This is a genomic window from Pelagihabitans pacificus (assembly GCF_009371985.2).
Taxonomy (GTDB): domain Bacteria; phylum Bacteroidota; class Bacteroidia; order Flavobacteriales; family Flavobacteriaceae; genus Pelagihabitans; species Pelagihabitans pacificus.
This window is the reverse complement of sequence record NZ_VIKU02000007.1, coordinates 136,371-155,929: the sequence shown is the minus strand read 5'-3', so window position 1 is coordinate 155,929 and position 19,559 is coordinate 136,371. Positions and strand designations below refer to the sequence as shown.

The 19,559-nt window shown below is 46.5% G+C and carries 17 protein-coding genes; 9 read left to right on the top strand and 8 right to left on the bottom strand.

Features of this window, described 5'->3' with window-relative positions; all coding sequences use genetic code 11:
* The 9 genes from FK220_RS20150 to FK220_RS18550 all read left to right on the top strand — a co-directional run.
* Positions 1-1,427, top strand: a 1,427-nt coding sequence (locus tag FK220_RS20150; protein ID WP_238719111.1) for a hypothetical protein, incomplete at its 5' end; no start/stop codon positions are given.
* A 27-nt stretch (positions 1,428-1,454) separates the two neighbouring features.
* Complete coding sequence (locus tag FK220_RS18585; RefSeq protein WP_238719110.1) at positions 1,455-3,470, top strand: Ig-like domain-containing protein; 2,016 nt, start codon at positions 1,455-1,457, stop codon at positions 3,468-3,470.
* A 9-nt stretch (positions 3,471-3,479) separates the two neighbouring features.
* Entirely contained in the window at positions 3,480-4,430 is a 951-nt protein-coding gene (locus FK220_RS18580) for a PorP/SprF family type IX secretion system membrane protein (RefSeq protein ID WP_152575866.1), read from the top strand.
* A gap of 467 nt (positions 4,431-4,897) precedes the next feature.
* Positions 4,898-8,734 carry a T9SS type B sorting domain-containing protein gene (locus tag FK220_RS20265; protein ID WP_152575865.1) on the top strand — a complete coding sequence of 1,279 codons (3,837 nt, stop codon included), beginning with the start codon at positions 4,898-4,900 and terminating at the stop codon, positions 8,732-8,734.
* A 215-nt stretch (positions 8,735-8,949) separates the two neighbouring features.
* Positions 8,950-9,483: an isopentenyl-diphosphate Delta-isomerase gene (gene idi / locus FK220_RS18570; RefSeq protein ID WP_152575864.1), complete on the top strand. Its 534-nt coding sequence runs from the start codon at positions 8,950-8,952 to the stop codon at positions 9,481-9,483.
* Positions 9,480-9,887 (top strand): 6-pyruvoyl trahydropterin synthase family protein, encoded by a 408-nt coding sequence (locus FK220_RS18565; RefSeq protein ID WP_152575863.1) that lies wholly within the window; start codon positions 9,480-9,482, stop codon positions 9,885-9,887. The genes idi and FK220_RS18565 overlap by 4 nt, the downstream gene beginning before the upstream one ends.
* Positions 9,888-9,889: 2 nt before the next feature.
* Entirely contained in the window at positions 9,890-10,345 is a 456-nt protein-coding gene (locus FK220_RS18560) for a peroxiredoxin (protein ID WP_152575862.1), read from the top strand.
* On the top strand, positions 10,342-11,310 hold the full coding sequence (locus FK220_RS18555; RefSeq protein ID WP_152575861.1) for a type I phosphomannose isomerase catalytic subunit: 969 nt from the start codon (positions 10,342-10,344) through the stop codon (positions 11,308-11,310). Before FK220_RS18560 ends, FK220_RS18555 begins: the two co-directional genes overlap by 4 nt.
* A 121-nt stretch (positions 11,311-11,431) precedes the next feature.
* The gene (locus tag FK220_RS18550; protein ID WP_152575860.1) at positions 11,432-11,701 is read left to right on the top strand and encodes a hypothetical protein; all 270 of its coding nucleotides are present in this window, start codon (positions 11,432-11,434) and stop codon (positions 11,699-11,701) included.
* Between the two features lie 58 nt (positions 11,702-11,759).
* Here FK220_RS18550 and FK220_RS18545 read toward each other — a convergent pair whose 3' ends face one another.
* The 8 genes from FK220_RS18545 to FK220_RS18510 form a co-directional block, all read right to left on the bottom strand.
* Positions 11,760-12,455: a DUF4369 domain-containing protein gene (locus FK220_RS18545; protein WP_152575859.1), complete on the bottom strand. Its 696-nt coding sequence runs from the start codon at positions 12,453-12,455 to the stop codon at positions 11,760-11,762.
* Between the two features lie 261 nt (positions 12,456-12,716).
* On the bottom strand, positions 12,717-14,030 hold the full coding sequence (locus FK220_RS18540) for a DUF819 family protein (protein WP_152575858.1): 1,314 nt from the start codon (positions 14,028-14,030) through the stop codon (positions 12,717-12,719).
* A gap of 49 nt (positions 14,031-14,079) precedes the next feature.
* Positions 14,080-14,877 (bottom strand): Cof-type HAD-IIB family hydrolase, encoded by a 798-nt coding sequence (locus FK220_RS18535; RefSeq protein WP_152575857.1) that lies wholly within the window; start codon positions 14,875-14,877, stop codon positions 14,080-14,082.
* A 35-nt stretch (positions 14,878-14,912) separates the two neighbouring features.
* Positions 14,913-17,117, bottom strand: a complete 2,205-nt coding sequence (locus FK220_RS18530) for a DUF5916 domain-containing protein (RefSeq protein ID WP_152575856.1) — start codon at positions 17,115-17,117, stop codon at positions 14,913-14,915.
* Between the two features lie 64 nt (positions 17,118-17,181).
* Positions 17,182-17,349 carry an Arc family DNA-binding protein gene (locus FK220_RS18525; RefSeq protein WP_152575855.1) on the bottom strand — a complete coding sequence of 56 codons (168 nt, stop codon included), beginning with the start codon at positions 17,347-17,349 and terminating at the stop codon, positions 17,182-17,184.
* A gap of 2 nt (positions 17,350-17,351) precedes the next feature.
* A complete protein-coding gene (locus FK220_RS18520) occupies positions 17,352-18,278 on the bottom strand; it encodes an alpha/beta hydrolase (protein ID WP_152575854.1) in 927 nt (308 codons plus the stop codon).
* A 4-nt stretch (positions 18,279-18,282) separates the two neighbouring features.
* Positions 18,283-18,453, bottom strand: a complete 171-nt coding sequence (locus tag FK220_RS18515) for a DUF4177 domain-containing protein (RefSeq protein WP_152575853.1) — start codon at positions 18,451-18,453, stop codon at positions 18,283-18,285.
* 153 nt (positions 18,454-18,606) lie between these two features.
* Complete coding sequence (locus tag FK220_RS18510) at positions 18,607-19,467, bottom strand: SPFH domain-containing protein (protein ID WP_152575852.1); 861 nt, start codon at positions 19,465-19,467, stop codon at positions 18,607-18,609.
* Positions 19,468-19,559 lie beyond the last annotated feature (92 nt).

The following is a 19,559-nucleotide window of genomic DNA, read 5'->3' as shown; positions in this document are numbered from 1 at the left end:
GCACGATACTTGCCGCTGCCGACAACCAGCAGCTCACCCTTGCGGCGGGGAACATCCTGACCCTTGAGGACGGTGGTACCGTTGACCTGACCCCGTTCTTGGACAACACTGACAACCAGACCCTGACTACAGACAGTAACCCTGGAAATATTGGAATTACAAATGGGAACACACTTACTATCAATGTAGACGATGCGGACGCCGATCCCAACAACGAGATTCAGACCTTGGGAATCGCCGGGGACCAGTTGAGCATTACCGGCGGCAACACGGTCACCATTCCCACTGCAGACGGTAGGGAGACCGTCGTGAACCCAGGAACGAACATCAGTGTTACGGGCGACGGTTCCGCGGCAACCCCCTATGTGATTTCCAACACTTTTACCGAGGTCGATGGTAGTGTTTCCAACGAGACGATTACCAACGCTACCTTTAGTAACGGTACTTTAACAATAGCCGAAGCAGGGTCCGATACCACAGTCGACTTGTCAAGCTTAAATGACAATATCTACAATGCCGACGGCACCCTAACAGGAAACCGAACGGTAAATATGGGCGGGAACGACCTAGATTTTGATACGGTGCAGTTTTTAGACCTGTCAACCAGAAGTGTGGGTGTTGGAGCGTATGCAGATGGTAATGTAACTTCTTCCACAGCGCAAGGAGCTAGCGATCAAGCTAATAACGGTGCAGTGGAAACCCCTTGGATATACGCCCAAGCAATTGAAGCGATTGACGAGAAGGGAGCTGCCGGAACAGGTATTATCCTAGGAAACGATGGCAACTTCAATTCGGGAGGTGATGAAATTACCTTCTTTACCGATGGTCAGGCCTATATGCGTATTAGCCCGCAGACAGAGACCCAAGGTATGGTACGTTTTGATCGGTACGGAAATGGTACGCTGACCAGTGGAGCGCTCACCAACTTACTGGGTGTCGATGTTGATGGAGATATGATCGAGGTCGACCCGACCACCATAGGAACCGATGACCAATTTGACGACGAAGTGGATTTAAGAACCAATATCGATGTGGATGATGCTGGAAAAAGTGTGGCACAGGGATACGTGGAAGAAACGAATGTACAAGAGGTGATACAGGCGATTGCACCGATTACGTCCAAAGCCGCCCGAATTTTCTATCCACCTTCCATTGCAGTGGATGCATCTACCAACGGTACTGGTCGGACGTTGGATCTATACGCACAATACACTGCCCAGTTTGCCACCCCTATGGTAGCAAGTAATTTGGCACCTGCTGCGATTCCAACCTATGCCAATACAGAACTGTATTACTACGTGACCTACTATGATACTTCGGTATTTGCCAATGTATCGGTAGACGAGTTTGGAGAAATGACCTATGATGTTATCGCCCAACCTGCAGATTACAACTCTTTGATCAATGTAGTCTTCGTAGTAAAATAATCCATAGCGCAAAACTGTATTTAAGATTTGAAGCCTATCTATACATATAAAACCTTAATCCTCGGCCTTGTTTTTACATTGTTGGGGATTGTGGCGTCCAATGCGCAGTATCTGTTGCAGGCACCCAATGGCGGTGATGAAACCAATTATAGATGGTATGAAGCTTCGGACACGACTACAGTCCTAGGAACTGATTTCTTTTACGAGGTGACAACAGCCGGTGTTTATTTTGCAACCTACGACGGGACTCTATGCGGGTCGAATGCTACGGGGTATTTCATTGTGACTAGATGCAGTACGCCTAACAACGAGGTGACCTTGGATATTACGGCCAATATTGATCTTAGCTCCGGGGCAACTTTAAGTTGGAGTCCGGCCGTTACGGGGGATCAGACCCAACCAACCGTTATTGCAACCCAAACGGTGACGCGCTATACGGCTACCATTACCAAAGCGGGGAACAGCAGTAGCCTCCCTAATTTCACAGTAGTATGCATTGACGAATCAGCCATACTGATCGACGATTTGGTAACAACGGATGAAGACGTTCCGGTAGTAGTGGATATCTATGCAAACGATTCCGATTTACCGACTAATGGAACCTTAACGACGACCAATCCAACGAATGGTACGGTAACGGTTGACGACAACGGAACACCGAACGATCCTACGGATGATGTGGTCACCTATATTCCAAATACAGACTATAACGGACCTGATTCATTCGACTACACGGTCTGTAATACTTTTGGCGATTGTAGCACGGCGACGGTAACCATCGGCGTACTTCCGATCGTGGATGCCATCGACGATTCGATCGCTACAAACGAGGATACTTCAGTGGATATAGACATTTTAGCAAATGACAATGATCTGCCTACTATCGGAACGTTGACGACGACCAATCCGACAAATGGTACAGTCGTCATTAACGATAATGGAACCCCAGGAAATCCTTCCGATGATACGGTTACCTATACCCCGGCCCCCGGGTTTATCGGAACGGACACATTCGACTACACCATATGTGATAATTCAGGTAACTGCAGTACGGCAACTGTGACCGTGGTAGTGACCGATGTGACCGATTTGGATAGTGATGATGATGGCATTGTCGATAGCTTCGAAGACCTGAACCTTGATGGCGACAATGATCCATCGACCAATCCTACTGACTCCGATGGGGATGGCTATCCCGATTATTTGGATATCGATAGCGATGACGACGGTATTCCCGACAACGTGGAAGCACAGGCTACATCTACCTATGTTCCGCCTAGCGGGCAGGATGCCAATACCAACGGCCTCGATGATATTTATGAGAATGGCGGTACCCTTGGACTATTCCCGGTGGATACCGATGGCGATAGTTTGCCAGATTATTTGGATAACGACAGTGATAACGACAATGTGCCGGACAATATAGAAGCGCATGATGCCAATCAAGATGGTATTCCAGATGTGGTTTGGATAGGTTCGGATAAAGATGATGACGGACTTGACGACGGTTATGAAGGGGCGACCAGCATTGATGTCGATGTTAACGACGAAATAGATGATCCTTTCAACGACCTACCAAACACCGATGGGGATAACGAATCGGATTATAGGGATATTGATGATGATGATGATGGAATTATGACCATTGATGAGGATGTAAACAGAGATGGCAACTACGCCAATGACGATAGCGATAGTGATGGAATCCCGGAGTATTTGGAGCCAAATGCCATGGAACAGGAGATTGAAGTGTTCAATATTATTACCCCGAACGGTGATGGTGTTCACGACGTGCTGACCATTTCCGGATTGGAAAATTTCCCCGACAACACGGTCAAAATTTACAACCGATGGGGTGTGTTGGTCTATATGACGAAAGCATATAATACCCAGGGAAATATATTCGACGGTACTTCCGAAGGGCGTGCTACGGTCGATGCCGATAGAAAACTACCAGTTGGTACTTATTTCTACATTTTGGATTATGTAGATGATACCGGAAATACGAAGTCAATGTCGGGATATTTATATATAAACAGATAAAGAAAGAGAATGACCCCAAATGAGCCTACTAACCGTTACAACAATTTAGTTGTCTTTTTAGTCTTCACCATGCTGATGGCAGTTCAAGGCTTATTCGCACAACAAGATGCCCAGTACACCCAATATATGTATAATACGGTCAGCGTAAATCCGGGTTATGCCGGTTCCAGGGGTCATTTGAGCATTGCTGCGCTGCATCGTTCCCAATGGGTCGGACTCGATGGCGCTCCGGTGACCCAAACGGTGAACGTACATTCCCCGATCGGATATCGTGGTGTAGGTTTGGGACTTTCCGTGATCAACGACAAAATAGGGCCTACATCGGAGACGAATTTTGATATTGATTTTTCATATACCATCTATACCTCGACCGAGGGAAGATTAAGTTTTGGAATAAAGGCAGGTGGTAATCTTTTGGATGTTCGGTTTTCTGAATTAAACCAGTTTGCTCCCGATCAAACCTTGGCACAGGACATCGACAATCGGTTTTCCCCTAATTTTGGTGCAGGCGTCTATTATCATACACAACATTTTTATGCCGGCTTATCGGTGCCTCGGTTCTTGGAGACCTCCCATTTTGACGAGGCCTCCCTGTCGACGGCCAAGGAACGTATGAACTTCTATTTCATCACAGGCTACGTATGGGACTTGAACCCATTCCTAAAGTTCAAACCTGCGTTACTGACCAAAGCGGTTACAGGGGCACCACTCCAAGTAGATGTGTCGGCCAACTTCATGTTAAACGAAAAGTTCATTCTTGGGGCGGCGTACCGATGGGATGCTGCATTTAGTGGTATGGCCGGATTTAATATCTCTAATGGCTTTCTGATCGGCATGGCGTATGACAGGGAAACTACCGATTTGGGAAATGCCTCATTCAATGATGGATCTTTTGAAGTAATACTTCGATATGATTTCATTAAAACCAAAGGAAATCTTAAGTCACCAAGATTCTTCTGATTTAATATCATACCAAAGGGGCGATACCCAAACCGCCTTCCCGGCCTTCTTTACCTTACCATCTTGTTTTGGTCTTGCCGGCGTTAGAATTATAGATAGTTCTTATTGGATTCATTTCACAAAGCTACTATCGATTCGGTCTTTCTTCATACCAATCCCAATCCCAAATTTCGCTCTTTGCAAAAAAAAACAAGGTTTCTTCCTTCTACATTGCATGCTTCTACCCCTTGTCAATAGCTAAAAATACGCTATCGATCGACGGATACCATTGGTCGATCGGTTAGGTAATACTTTGAACGTATTGGTCGAGCTTTTCTTCAAAATTATGCCATCTAATCGAGGAAATGGATAGGAACACCGTGAAATTTTCGACCCGGTAGGTTGTCGAGGTAATTTTGTACCTGAGCATCGACCCAAATCTGTTCACAAAAGAATTTTTATAAAAATTCGAGTTTTAAACTTGGCCTATGACGAAGACCTACTCTTCAATCCGCTCTTTCTTGAAAGCTACCGTCTTTTGCATCCTATTTTTTTGTGTTGCAATAGCTGTCAATGGGCAGGCTAATTCCATTAGGACGGGAGTCACTTTTAATTGGGCCGATACGCAAAGTACCCTTAATGACCCGGCGACCTTACAGTCTATCGACATTAATGGAGTAGACTATAACACTTTTGTGGTTCCTTCTTCCTATGAGATGACCCGCTTGGGGCCCGGTGGTCATGGCGGAAACAATATTCGTCTAAATGGTACGTTGGCCTTAGCCGGAAGTGACGACCCTGATTGGGTAACCCAGGCCGAGGCCGCCTATCAATCATTGAATCTGAATCATTATTTCGAATCCCAAAATAACGGGGACAATTTCTGTAATGATTATTCGGCCGTTTCCACAACCAATGCCCAGATTCAGACCATACGATACAATCCTGCCATACCGTCAAATCCTGACGGTGTAATCGCCATCACCGAGCGGGGGGGCAATAATTGTATGTATATCGAGCTTTACGGAATCCCTGTTGGCGGGGGCCCCGAGCAGCTACTAGGCCGTACGTTTATAAGAAACCAAGGAAATTTAACCGGCGTTCGTCCCCAGGCCCCACCCTCGGCTTCCAGCGACTATTGGAGCAGTGGTCGTAACAACGAGAACAATCAGATTATCGGGATTGCGCTCTACCATCTATCTGAACTGGCCCCGGTAGGCTCGTTGATCACATCGATTCGATATATGGGGGCAAGTAACGATCATGGTGATGGGAAGTTCTTTCTAATGCAGACCTATGCCGAGGACGATAGCATCCGTATTAAGTTAGATCGCGAAGGAAACGGCAACATAGCCGTCAACGACAATGTACCTACAGGAAGTACCTATACCTTGACTTCCAATGTCTCCAACGGAACGTTGACCTTTAATCCCGACGGAACTTTCAACTATATTCCCAATCCCGGGTTTACAGGAAACGACACCTTCCAGTACGAAGTATGCCTACCGGCCCCAAACACCTCGGTATGTGATTCCGGTACTGCGGTCATCGTTATTAGGCTCGAAGCCTTTTTCGATCATCTGAATTTGGAACAAGATGCTGCCAATACTACAATCAACGTTCTTGACAATGATAATTTTGGTAGTCTCGGACCACAATCGAACGGAGCGATTACCAATTTCACCCTACCCGTGAACGGTACTATCATCTTGAACGACAACGGAACCACGGATTCCTATGACGATTATTTTGCATATACGCCCAATAGCGGCTATATAGGAACCGATTTTTTTACCTATGAAATAACCGATGCGGCCGGTAGTACCGATGTGGCTTCGGTGTATCTGACGGTGGCGCCCGACTCCGATAACGACAATATAGACGATAAAACCGATTTAGACGATGACAATGACGGTATACTGGATGCCGACGAGAGCGAGGCGTGTATTGAAGATGATTACTTTGCCTGGACATTTAACTCGCCGGTGGGTACAAGATCCAACGATTTTGTTCAAAACCCGGCAATCACGAGCTGGCTCATTAGATCTACCGACGACATAACCACCGGTAGTGGTTTAACAGGGATGTCACCGTCTACCGAACTGCAGTTGACCGATATCGATGCAACCAGCTATCAAGAGGCAATTGCCCAAAATGAATACGTTCAGGTGAGCTTTACCACAGCTACTGGTTTAGTCAACCCGATGGTTGGACAAATAGGAATCAATTGGTACCAAAACTCTGGCGGAGCGATCAGGGGCAACTCCTACATGGTTGCCATGGAAATATCCAAGGACAATTTTGCAAATTCGTTGGTGCTATATTCCGATATTCAGATTCACTATCCCGCGAATGGGATGTCGGAATTCTTTAGTCTTACGCCACCGGGAGCGCTGTTCAACCTGGAGGAAAACACCACCTATACCATCCGCATTTATGCGTACAACCAGCAAAATGATGGGAATGTTCCCTATTCGGTCTTTGACGATCTTACCGTACGGGTTTCTGCATGCCAAGAACAAAACACCGATGGAGATGGCCAACCAGATCATTTGGATTACGATAGCGATGAAGATGGCTGTAACGATGCCGATGAAGCCTACGGCGATGCCAATGCCGACGCCGACAACAATGGCATGTATGGCTCGGGAGCGCCTACGGTCAATTCCGATGGTACCGTCATCAGTGCTGCCTATACCACCCCTGTCGATTCGGACACTAGTGGTGCCTCTGACTTTTTAGAAGTAGGAGGGCTTCCGGTGATTACAACGCAACCTATCGATGCCACTATTTGTGAAGGTTCGAATGCCCAGTTTATTGTGGCGGCTACTGGCGCCGATACCTATCAATGGCAGTGGTTCGATGGTACAAATTGGACCGATCTGTCCGATGGAGGAATCCATTCGGGAACCGATACCGCTACCTTGGCTATCGTGAATGCCCAAATTGCCGACTCCAACAGCTATCGGGTCGTTCTATCGAACGCATCCTACGTTTGTGGCACTGCCATTTCCGATGAAACATTTCTTACCGTAATGTCGATTCCCGACATTGCGATAGGGGATGCCACGGTCATCGAAGGAGGCAGTATGCTTTTTCCGGTAACCTTAAGCAGCCCTAGTTGCAGCAATGAAGACATTGTATTGACATTCGGTTTTACCGATGGTACTGCCGACAGTACCGACTACTTGAATACCGATATACAGATTGCGATTCCTGCCGGGACTACTACAGCCGAGGTGAATGTACCCACGACCATCGATGCTATTGATGAGGATGACGAAAACTTTGTTATCGCCATTGCCAGCGTTGATATGGGCACTGTCGGTGACAGCAGTGATACGGCAACCGGAACTATATTGGATGACGATATCACTGATTTGGACAGTGATGATGACGGCATCGCTGACAGTGTGGAAGATGCCAATACGGATGGAGATAGCGATCCGGCTACCGACGCGACCGATACCGATGGGGATGGCTACCCCGATTATCTGGATATCGACAGCGATGACGACGGTATACCCGACAATGTGGAAGCTCAGCCTACGACCACCTATATTCCTCCCTCGCTTCAGGATAACAACATGAACGGTTTGGATGATGCCTATGAAATCAATGGAAACCTTGGTCTTACACCCGTTAATACGGATGGAACCGACCTTCCTGACTATCGGGACGAGGATAGCGATAATGATAATGTACCGGACAACATTGAGGGGCATGATCATGACCATAATGGCGTGCCCGATATAGTCTTCATAGGATCTGACAAAGACGATGATGGACTAGACGACGGGTACGAGGGTATCGAACAAATTGATGCCGACGTGAACGATGAAGTTGATAATCCCGGTACAGATTTGCCCGATACCGATGCCGATAACGAGGCCGATTACCGTGATGCCGATGACGATAACGACGAGCTTCCGACAACTGATGAAGATGCGAACGGGGATGGTAATTATGCCAACGATGATATCGACGGAGACGGCACACCGAATTATCTGGAACCCAATGATCCCGATGTGGAAGTCTTCAATGTTGTTACCCCGAATGGCGATGGTGTACATGATATCCTAACGATTACCGGGTTGGAAAATCGCCCCAACAACAGTCTGCAAGTATTCAATCGATGGGGAATCTTGGTCTATTCCACCCAGTCATATAATAGCAACGGCAACTATTTCGACGGAACTTCGCAGGCTAGAGCTACCATGGCACAAGATGACAACCTGCCTGTAGGAACCTATTTCTACATTTTGGAGTACGAAGACACCAACGGCGGGAACCAACAGCTATCGGGCTATTTATACTTGAATTGATTGATGGTATCCTGAGATTACAGCAAGGGCCCTATTGTGTGCTGCATCGGGTTTTTAATGAACGGTACCGATAAAAAATGCCACAGTAGTGTGCAATGGATGCTATGGCCCAATAGGTATATTTTATAAACTTCTACGCCCTAAACTATTTGAAAGATGTTATTTTTGTAAAGGAAGGGTTATAATAGCCCATCTTGCTATGAAAAAAATATAATTTGAACGAAGAACAGGTAATATTGGTCAACGAGCGCGATGAGGAAATCGGCACTATGGCCAAGATGGAGGCCCATGAAAAGGCCGTTTTGCATAGGGCATTTTCGGTTTTTGTAATGAATGAAAAGGGAGAGACGATGTTACAGCAACGCGCCGCACATAAGTACCATTCCCCCCTTTTATGGACGAATACCTGCTGTAGTCATCAGCGGGTAGGTGAAAACAATATAGAGGCCGGCAAAAGAAGGCTACAGGAAGAAATGGGCTTTGTGACCGAGCTCAAGGAACTCTTTTCCTTTATTTACAAGGCTCCTTTTGATAACGGACTCACTGAACATGAATTAGATCACGTGATGATGGGGAGGTATGATGGTGAACCGTTCATCAACCCCGAAGAGGTCGCCTCTTGGAAATGGATGAGCCCGGAAGCCATTAAAAATGATATAGCGGAACATCCGGAACACTATACGGCCTGGTTCAAGATTATTTTTGAAAAGTTCTACGACCACCTCATCGAAAACAATGCCATAATATGAAAGTGAAAGTCAGTAGAAAAGCCCATTTCAATGCGGCCCATCGCCTATATCGTCCGGACTGGAGTTTTGAAAAGAACGATGCCGTATTCGGCAAATGCAATAACCCCAACTTTCATGGACATAATTACGAGCTAATTGTAAGTGCCACCGGGGAAATCGATCCCGAAACAGGATTTGTTATCGATGTCAAAGTTTTGAAAGACCTTATTAAGAAAGAGGTAGAGGATGCCTTGGACCATAGGAATTTGAACGAGGAGGTACCCGAGTTCAAGGAATTGAACCCAACGGCCGAGAATATCGCGGTCGTGATATGGAACAAATTGCGTCCACACATCGATGCGGACAAAGAATTGGAAGTGGTGCTCTACGAAACACCGAGAAACTTCGTTACTTACTCCGGCTGATTATGGGACTAAAAATTGGAAGCTCCGTTCCCGAATTTTCTTTAAAAGACCAGCACGGCAATACCTTTCATAGCAAGGACTTCATAGGTAAGAAAGCGATGGTCATTTACTTTTATCCAAAAGACAATACTCCTGGATGTACCAAGGAGGCTTGTCAGTTCAGGGACAGTTATGAGGATTTCACCGATCTAGGGGCGGAAGTCGTCGGAATCAGCTCCGATTCCGAAAAATCACATCGTAGCTTTGCCAAGAAATATGAGTTGCCATTTGTGCTGTTGGCCGACCCTGACAAGAAAGTGAGAAGATTGTTCAAAGTGGAGAATAGCCTCTTGGTGTTACCCGGACGGGAGACCTATGTCGTCGACAAAACAGGAAAAATCATCATGGTTTTCAACAGTATCAATGCTTCCGAGCATATGCGAAGGGCGTTGAAGGCCCTTAAATCGCAAAGTGAATGAATCTTTACCCGTTAAAATTCAAACCAATCCTAAAGGAACGCCTCTGGGGTGGTACCAAACTTAGGGAGGTGTTGGATAAACCTATAGAAAGTGACACCACCGGCGAAAGTTGGGAGCTTTCAGCAGTAAAGGGCGATGTTTCGATAGTGGCCAACGGCCCACTTTCGGGGAGGACCCTTCAGGACTTGATCGATGAAGATGCCGAAGCGCTTTTGGGTACGAGTGTTGTGGAACGTTTTGGGAACGACTTCCCGATTTTAATCAAATTCATTGACGCCAGGCAAGACCTATCGATACAGTTGCATCCAGACGATGCGCTGGCAAAAGAACGACACGATTCGTTTGGAAAGACCGAAATGTGGTATATCATGGATGCCGATCCGGGAGCGAACTTAATTGTTGGGTTCAATAGGGATGTCACCAAAAGGGAATATACCCAAAGCCTAGCCGAAAACAAGTTGCTCGATTTAATGAATTATGAGGAGGTAGAGGAGGGAGACACCTTCTTTATCAATACAGGCAAGATTCATGCGATTGGTGCCGGGGTACTGCTGGCAGAGATACAACAGACCTCGGATATCACCTACCGGGTATTTGATTTCAATCGCAAGGACAAAAATGGCAACCTCAGGGAGTTACACACCGATTTGGCACTCGACGCGATCGACTATGAAAAGAAAGACGATTTCAAGATACCTTATGGCAGTCAAAAGGATATGGTGAATAATATGGTCGAATGTCCCTACTTCAACACCAAATATCTAGACCTCACCCACGATTTTAAGCAAGATGTTTCCAATAGGGATTCCTTCACGATTTACCTATGTGTCTCAGGGGAGGTTACCATTGAGAACGAATACGGTTCGGCCCCGGTTCACAAAGGGGAGACCGTTTTGGTGGCGGCCTGTACAGATGCTATTACCCTGAAAACGAAAGGTGCCAAGCTTCTGGAGGTCACGATATAAAATATCATTTTCACTTCGGTAAAGAATTGAATGCATCGGTTTCTATGCGAATCCATAAGAAAAATACAAATCCCTTGAAGAAGGAAATCGAAAAGACTATTTTTGCCCAAAATAAATCGAAATGGCAAGTATAAGAGACTTAAAAAAAGATGTCAATAACGTTTTGGGCGATATTATCGAGGCGGTCTATATCGTAGAGGCGGCCAATGGCAAACAAGATTCCAAAGAAGGGTCCAAGATTATCGATAGCGCCATCGAAACCTTCGACGATTTGATAGCGAAGATTAACGACAGGGAAGTGCAGAATCGAAAGAAACACCTACAGGCCGTCCGCGCTGAATTGGAGACAAAGGCAAAGGACCTGGTAGAAGAAATCAATAAGTTAGGCTAATTCATTATTGCGCTCTTTAAAAAGACCCCGATGAAAATCAGGGTCTTTTTTTATCGATTTATTGTTTCAAAAGCTCTTTCAGCTCCCGACCATATTTTGAATCGGCCACCTCCGGTGTCAGGGCATTACTGATAGAATCCAAATATTTCGGATTGGCATCCGCTACCTCATGCACCGCAATATAGGGGGCCACGTAAGAATCTTTATTGTTCAAGGCAAAGTTAATGGCATAGGCATAGCCACGTTTTGCATTTTTGTCGCTAATGCGTTGTAGGGAGTCCAATTGTAATGTATCCAATGGGCTTTCCTGGTTCATGGAACTTTGGAGAATCTCCAGGTTTCTTTTGTTGAACTGGGACATGATTTTGCGGTATTCCTCCCATTTTTTATGTGATTCGGAACCTTCCACGACGGCACCGGTATCGAAGGTATTCCATTTGGTGTTGATGGTAATGGCGCCCGGTTCACCGAAAAAGCTAATCCGATCGTTGATATCGTTATTGTCCTTTTTGCTGAGGTAGAGGTAAAAGATTTCCGGACTTTCCAATTCGGTCTGGAAGGAAAAATGACCATCGCCCTCAATCTGCAATGAATCGACCACGACCAGGCTGGAATCCGGGATATGTTGTAGGTACAGGGTCCCTTTTTTAAGCCCTTTTACCTGTCCGGAAACAATCATGGTATTTTCGGTAATGCCATCGCCACAGGCGAAAAATAATAGGGCTGTCGCGATTGAAAAAAGAATACGTTTCATTGTTGTTTTTTGGTGGGGCAAAGATGCGGAAATTATTTGTTTTGTACCAAGCTTGTTTACGGTTTTGCATAGGTTCGTTGTCAGTACCCTCCATATGTAAATCCCCATCGAAGGTATTTGCTAAAAGTAGTTAGCCTCCCAAACTATGGGATACGGAGCTAGATTTATCAAAGGAAAAAAGTGACCTAATACAAAAGAATGTACTCGATTTCGTTCACACTGGTAGCCGGGCTTTTAAAAGCGGTTTTCGTCAACCATAGGCTAAAAATTTGACGCCACCTCCATTAGATAGGCGCAGAGCAGTGCCCCGCCGGTTCCTACCACATAGCCCAATACGGCCAACAGCACTCCCACGGAGGCCAGGGAAGGGTGAAACTCCGCTGCCACTACCGGTGCGGAGGCAGCCCCACCGACATTCGCCTGGCTCCCCACCGCTAAGAAAAAGAAAGGCGCTTTGATCAATTTGGCGACCAAAATAAGCAACCCGGCATGGATGGCGATCCAGATGAGTCCCACTGCCAATAGCCCAGGATTTTCGAGAATTTTTGTCAAATCGATTTGCATGCCGATGGTTGCTACTAGCACATAGATGAACATACCCCCGATCTTGCTAGCTCCGGCCCCTTCATAATTCTTAGCCTTAGTAAACGATATCATGATACCAATGAGTGTAGCGATGACGACCATCCAAAAGAAGGCGGACCCCACAAACGACAAAAAGCTCTTCGGATTCGCCACGGCCTCAAAGGTGACCACTAGGTAGCTACTCAAATAGTTCCCAAAGAAGTGGGCGATTCCCACCGCCGTAAAGGCCAGAAAAAGCATGATCATATAGTCCTGTAAGGTGGGGACACGCGTAATCTTTTCGGCAAATCGGGTGACAGTAATCTTGAGGCTTTCAATGGCCGAAGTATCTGCCTTTAGCCAACGGTCGATCCGCTGGGTTCTTCCGACGCCCAGAAGTAAAATGGCCATCCAGATGTTGGCCCCGATTACATCGACCAACACCATCTGACCGAACTTATCGGGATTGTACTGAAAAATCTCGAACATGGCAGCCTGATTGGCCCCACCCCCGATCCAACTGCCGGCAATGGTCGAAAGTCCACGCCAAACGGCATCGAAATCATTGCCGCCAACCGTTTCCGGGGAGAAGATGGAAACTATTAAAATTGCAATGGGTCCCCCGATAATGATACCGGCCGTACCGGTCAAAAACATGACCAATGCCTTGGAACCCAAATTGATAACCGCCTTTAGGTCGATACTCAACGTCATTAACACCAGTGCCGCAGGGAGTAAATACCTACTGGCCACATAATATAGGTTTGATTTGTGCTCGATGATTTCGCCCGTGTCACTGAGTGTTTTCCATTCCGGGGCGATCAAGCCGATAGAGGTGAGAATTCCCGGTAAAAGATAACATATCAGGATTCCGGGCACGACCGAATAGAATTTCTGCCAAAATCCCTTTTTGATGGAGGAGGTGTAAAAAACAAAGCCCAAACAAAGGGCCAACAAACCAAAAACAACGGTATCATCGGTAATTAAAGGAGCGGTCAGGTTTTCTTCCATGAAAAGTGAGGTTGTGTACTTTTCAAATATAGGTAAACCTGTGGTATCCTTAGAGGTGGGTTTTGATAAAGTGGGCTACACCATCCTCGGTGTTCCTGGCGGTAAGGCGTTGTGCAACCTGTTTCACCTCCTCCCGCGCATTTTCGACGGCGACCCCACAACCGACCGCTTGAAGCATTTCGATGTCATTGTAATTGTCTCCAAAGGCAATGACCTCAGACAGCGATTCGTCGCTCCGCAGCAAGAATTCAATGGCCGAGCGTTTGGAGACCGATCGGGGAACGATTTCTATCAGGGTATCATTAGATCGGTACAAATGTAGATGGTCTCCTAACGACGCCTCCAATTGTGTAAAGATGGTGTCGGAACTGTCTTTGGTACCCATCAGCATCACTTTGTGGGCTCCTATGTCCCGTCGTGACCAATCGGACAGGGTAGCTTGGATATTTTTGAAAACTGGGGCCGATTTCGTATACCGTATCTCTTTTTGAACCCGTTCCGAATTTTTGGGTACGTACCATTCGTCTTTGTGATATAACCCCATATCAATTTTCAGGGTATAAGCCAGTTCATCAATTTTTAGGAGGTGTTCCAATCCAATTTCCACCGAGGCCAGCTCCCTGGTTTGATGGAGGATGTAGGCACCGTTGTAGCAAATCAATGGTTCCTTTGTGATGCCCAAATCCTGTTGGATGTAGCGCATTGCCTTAGGCATTCGGGCGGAAACTAGGATAATCCGCATCCGGCCCTTGATACGCCGAATCTCCGAAATGGCGAAGGCAGATACGTCGCTTTTGGTAGCAAGTAGCGTACCATCCAGATCGGAACAGAGAATTTTATATCGCAAGGGAAGAGGTATTGTTTCTTTGTATTTAGGTTTGTTCAAATATTCAACCAATAGGTAAGCTTTAAATTGATCGATCGGAATCGCGGGGCGAATTGATTCACGGAATAGTTGTCGTTGTATACGATAAAAAGATCCGACAGCGGCGCAAAACGCCATTGCAAACGCGAATTGATGCCTAAATTGTCCCGTTGGTTGCTGTATTGGAACAAAGTGGTCCAGAAAACCGATTTACTGAAGGTGAGTTCTACCCGTGGACTTATCAACCAGAGATCGGCACTTGAAAAAGGGTCGGGCAATGCTATTCTGTCGTAGTTCAATTGCATTGATATCAGTGCCTTGGGTTGAATGCGAAGCGCCATCTGTGCCTCTACCGAAAAACGGTTCCCGTTAAAAAAGCGACCAATCGTCGACTCGGCACTGTATGAGAACACCTGGGCCCGATTCGATTGGTAAGCAGCACTGACCGTGTTGTAATGATAGCCCTGAAGGTTGGGCAAGGGTGGGGCATCATCATCACCCGTAGGATTGAAATCATCGTCTTCTTCGGCCAGGTAGGTAAAGGTATTCGAAAAGCCTATCCCAAATTCCGATTGATCTTGCATTTCGATGGATGCCGATACTTGGATGTCATGGTCGGTCTTGAGATAGTCAAGGGTAGGCCGCCAGGTGATGATCGGGAAAAGCTGCAGTGCAATATTGTTGATGCGCTTACTTTTGGGCCAAATGACACCTTCTAGCGAGGTAGCGGCCTTTATGATGTCGGTACGTCGAATGAATCCCAGGTCGGATCGGTAGTCATCGTCGATATAGACCCAATCGGTAAAAAAGTTGAGATAGCGCGAATTTCGACCGATAAACGCCCCGGTAGAAAAGTTACCCTCATTGTCATCGGGCTGGATCGATTTATGGGTGTAAAACTTGCCTAACCAACGGTTATCGGCGGACGCCAAATTATAATCGACCCCCACGACCCGATTGTACTCATCTTCCCGTTCGATAAAATCGTAGTCTTTGAACGATTGCCTGTTGATGAAGAACATACTGATATTCGAACGGGCAAATACCTTTTTTTGAATGGCCAACATCGTATTGTTGTTCGAGGCGATGTCGTTATCCAGATCCTCATCGGTCTGAATGCTCAAAAACCCCAAACGCCAATTTTCATTCAATTTTCCACTCAAACGTACCCCTCCTAAAATTCGATTTTCGATGGAATTCCCTGCAGTATCCTGAGCGATACCGATACGTCTTGAGAAAAAGGGGTTCGCATCACGACTCCCCCCAAAACTTCCGAAAAGGTCACTGTTGTCGATAAAGAATTGTCTTCTTTCGGGAAGTCCGATTTCGAATCGGGTGAGGTTGGTAATAATATCATCGACTTCCACATTGGAAAAATCCGGATTGATGGTCACGTCCAAATTCATTCCGTTTCCGATGGCAACCTTGGCGTCGCCCCCTACCTTTAAATTCGTATTACCCACATCGGTCTCAAAATCGTTCTCGGTAATGGCATTGATATAGGGAATCAGTGCCAAAGGGGTCCTAGATCGGCCCAAGGGCTTTTCGAAAACCATATCGCCCATAAAGGCCAAACTGAAGATGAGTTGGTTTTGGGGCACCTTGAACCAGACACTTCGTTCATTGGTCTGCTGGTCAAAACGATAACTTTGAAAACGCCATTTGGTTTCTCCCTCCTTGAACTTGAAGGAGGTTAGGGGAATAGCCAGCTCCGCCGTATAGTAGCCATCGAAGATTTGCGCCTCTCCTTTCCATTTCACGTCCCATGAGGTGGTAAAACCCCGTAGGTCCTGTCCGCCATTTGAAATGAGTGCCTCACGCCGTACCCCGTAGGGATTGATACCGAATAAAAAGGCGTTGGTACCATCGTTGAAGGTGTCGAACAATAGACTGATGTTGTCGCTGCTGCCTGCCCTGAAATCACGTTGCAGGGAGGAGATGACCCAGTCGTTCCCTACTGATTTTACGGTGATTCCGATATAGAGGGTGGTACTGTTATAGACCATCTTGATATCCGTGGGTTGTTCTGCCAAGATAGAGTCCGAAGGAAAGTATTGTTGAAAATCCCTCGCACTGTCGGCGGTTTCCCAAGCCGGGTCGTCCAAGAGTCCGTCTACCTTAAGGATATCGGTCACGTACTTTACCTGAAAAGACTTTGTCGGGGTTTGGCTAAAAACGGCAAGGGATACGAAAATCGAAAGAACGCAAAGCGTTTTGGTCATTGGTTTGGAATTAGCTAAGCCACAAATTTAAGTTTTTTAAGCGTTAAGGAAATCCCAATTTTGGTTAATCCCCCGACTTCTTTTTAGGTGCTCGCTTGGCATCCTTCAGACTTTTCATCAACATATATTCTATTTGGCCGTTGGTGCTTCGAAATTCGTCCGCAGCCCACTTTTCAATCGCTTTCAACATATCTTCGTTCAACCGCAATGCGAATGCCTTTTTCTTGGCCATGATCAGGATTTAATAAATTCTTCAAGGGTCTCAACAAGCAAAACGGATAAAGGAAACTTTTCATCCGAATACGATTCCATATTCCCTGAAATTGTGTTGACCTTTTTCAATACGTGGTTCATTTTGGGGATGATCTGTAATCGGGAACCTGGCGCGGCCGCATGCAGCTTCTCGGCATCGGTGACCTCCACTTGCATATCGGCATCTCCATTAACGATGAGTATGGGGATGGTGACTTTGGCAATTTCCTCCGTCGGGTCGATCATCATCCAATGTTTAAGGAATTTTTGGTTCCTCGGGGCAAAAATAACCTGCAAAAACGGATTCACCTCCAAAATGGTGTCGGTTTGTCGTAATTCGTCGAAGTACCGGCGGGCCGTTTTTCCCATGTCCTCTTGTTGCCGGCCCAGCTGCTCCACGAGGATGTGGTCAATGCTTTGACCGGCTCCCGCTAGGGAAACGTATTTTGAGACGGACCCATCAATTGCCAACATGGCGACCAGGGATCCCTGGCTATGTCCAATGAGCGTGATGGACGAAAATCGGGCGTCGTTCTTAAAATGATTGATGGCGATTCTTACATCGGCCACCAAATCATCGATTGTATCGTCGGCCATTTTTTCCAAATTTGAAACGGTGGCGCTTCTTTTATCATAACGGTAGAAAGCAATGCCCCTGACGTTCAAACTGTCGGCCAAGGTTCTCAGATAGTTGGCATTTCCGGGAAAGTTGGGCGCGTTACCGTCCCGATCGATTGTTCCCGAACCGTGTACAAAGATTGCCAAGGGTTGTTTTTCCGGGGAGTCGATATAGGAGAGCGTTCCGGGAATGGCAATATCCCCATTTTTCAAATCCAGTTTCTCGGTCACCGCTTGCTGCGCCAATACGGCAATCGGTAGGAATACGAAAAGTAATAGGCGTTTGTTCAAAACATTAGTTTTTCGTACGCTCGAGGATGACTTTCATCGCAGTGCTATGCGAGGGCATGACCGCACTGGTCACCTGCCAGCCTAGTCGCGCGTAGTCGTTCAATTCTTTTTCAAAAGTGGCGTCGTTGTCCCCGAACACCTTTGTTTTTTGCTTGATGATTTTATATTCTTTCATACTGTTTATGATATCGGTTAATGACTATTTGGGCTTCTTTTTCCCTCTGGGTGCCCATCAAGAGTTTGTTCCCGTGATTCAATTCCAATTGAATGCCCTTGTTTCCCTGTACCTATAGGTAAGGTTTATTTGTTAAAAACCTAGCGGATGCCATCAATGGTTTAAGGTTCCAGCGTTTACGATTGGGGCAGCGTCTTTATCGGAACAGAGCACCACCATCAAATTACTGACCATGGCCGCCTTTCGTTCCTCATCAAGATGTACGATTTCGTTCTTGCCCAGCTCGTCCAGCGCCATCTCGACCATACTGACCGCCCCTTCGACAATTTTATGACGGGCCGCGACAATAGCCGTTGCCTGTTGTCGTTTGAGCATGGCATTGGCAATTTCCTGGGCGTATGCCAAGTATCCGATACGTGCCTCCAATACCTCGATTCCCGCCATGGCCAAACGTTCCTGGATTTCTTTTTCCAAGGCCTCGCTTACCTCATTGACACTCGAGCGTAGCGTGATGTCCTCGTCGAGCCCCTCGTCGGCAAAGTTGTCATAGGGATACATGCTGGCCAATTTTCGAACGGCGGCATCGGTCTGCACCCGAACGAAGTTTTGATAATCGTCGACATCAAAAGTCGCCTTGTAGGTGTCCGTAACGCGCCATACCAAGATGGTACTGATCATCACGGGGTTGCCCAATTTGTCGTTTACCTTGAGGCGTTCACTGTCGAAATTACTGGCCCGTAGCGATATTTTCTTTTTGGTATAAAACGGATTCACCCAAAAAAGACCATTTTTCTTGATGGTACCCACATATTTTCCGAATAGCAGCAGTACCCGGGAGCTATTCGGGTTGACCAACACGAAGCCCGGTAACATCAAGATGCCTACGAACAAGGCCAAGCCCCAAAGAAGTTCTTGGGTCCTGATAAGAAAAACGGTGCCTCCGATAAGTAGTATCAGGCAAAACAGCAACATCAAATAGCCGTTTAGCGGATGGGTAGTTTTTTCGTGTGTCATAATAGCTGGATTTAATGATATTAAAATGATATCATAAAGATATTAAAATAAATTGGGTTTGGACAAATTTTTTTTTGGAATAGGATAGGCTC

Bases quoted from the DNA above. Each gene is read 5' to 3' on its own strand.
- FK220_RS18580 (WP_152575866.1), top strand. From the start codon at position 3,480: ATGACCCCAAATGAGCCTACTAACCGTTACAACAATTTAGTTGTCTTT.
- FK220_RS20265 (WP_152575865.1), top strand. From the start codon at position 4,898: ATGACGAAGACCTACTCTTCAATCCGCTCTTTCTTGAAAGCTACCGTC.
- FK220_RS18565 (WP_152575863.1), top strand. From the start codon at position 9,480: ATGAAAGTGAAAGTCAGTAGAAAAGCCCATTTCAATGCGGCCCATCGC.
- FK220_RS18560 (WP_152575862.1), top strand. From the start codon at position 9,890: ATGGGACTAAAAATTGGAAGCTCCGTTCCCGAATTTTCTTTAAAAGAC.
- FK220_RS18555 (WP_152575861.1), top strand. From the start codon at position 10,342: ATGAATCTTTACCCGTTAAAATTCAAACCAATCCTAAAGGAACGCCTC.
- FK220_RS18550 (WP_152575860.1), top strand. From the start codon at position 11,432: ATGGCAAGTATAAGAGACTTAAAAAAAGATGTCAATAACGTTTTGGGC.
- FK220_RS18545 (WP_152575859.1), bottom strand. From the start codon at position 12,455: ATGAAACGTATTCTTTTTTCAATCGCGACAGCCCTATTATTTTTCGCC.
- FK220_RS18540 (WP_152575858.1), bottom strand. From the start codon at position 14,030: ATGGAAGAAAACCTGACCGCTCCTTTAATTACCGATGATACCGTTGTT.
- FK220_RS18530 (WP_152575856.1), bottom strand. From the start codon at position 17,117: ATGACCAAAACGCTTTGCGTTCTTTCGATTTTCGTATCCCTTGCCGTT.
- FK220_RS18525 (WP_152575855.1), bottom strand. From the start codon at position 17,349: ATGGCCAAGAAAAAGGCATTCGCATTGCGGTTGAACGAAGATATGTTG.
- FK220_RS18515 (WP_152575853.1), bottom strand. From the start codon at position 18,453: ATGAAAGAATATAAAATCATCAAGCAAAAAACAAAGGTGTTCGGGGAC.
- FK220_RS18510 (WP_152575852.1), bottom strand. From the start codon at position 19,467: ATGACACACGAAAAAACTACCCATCCGCTAAACGGCTATTTGATGTTG.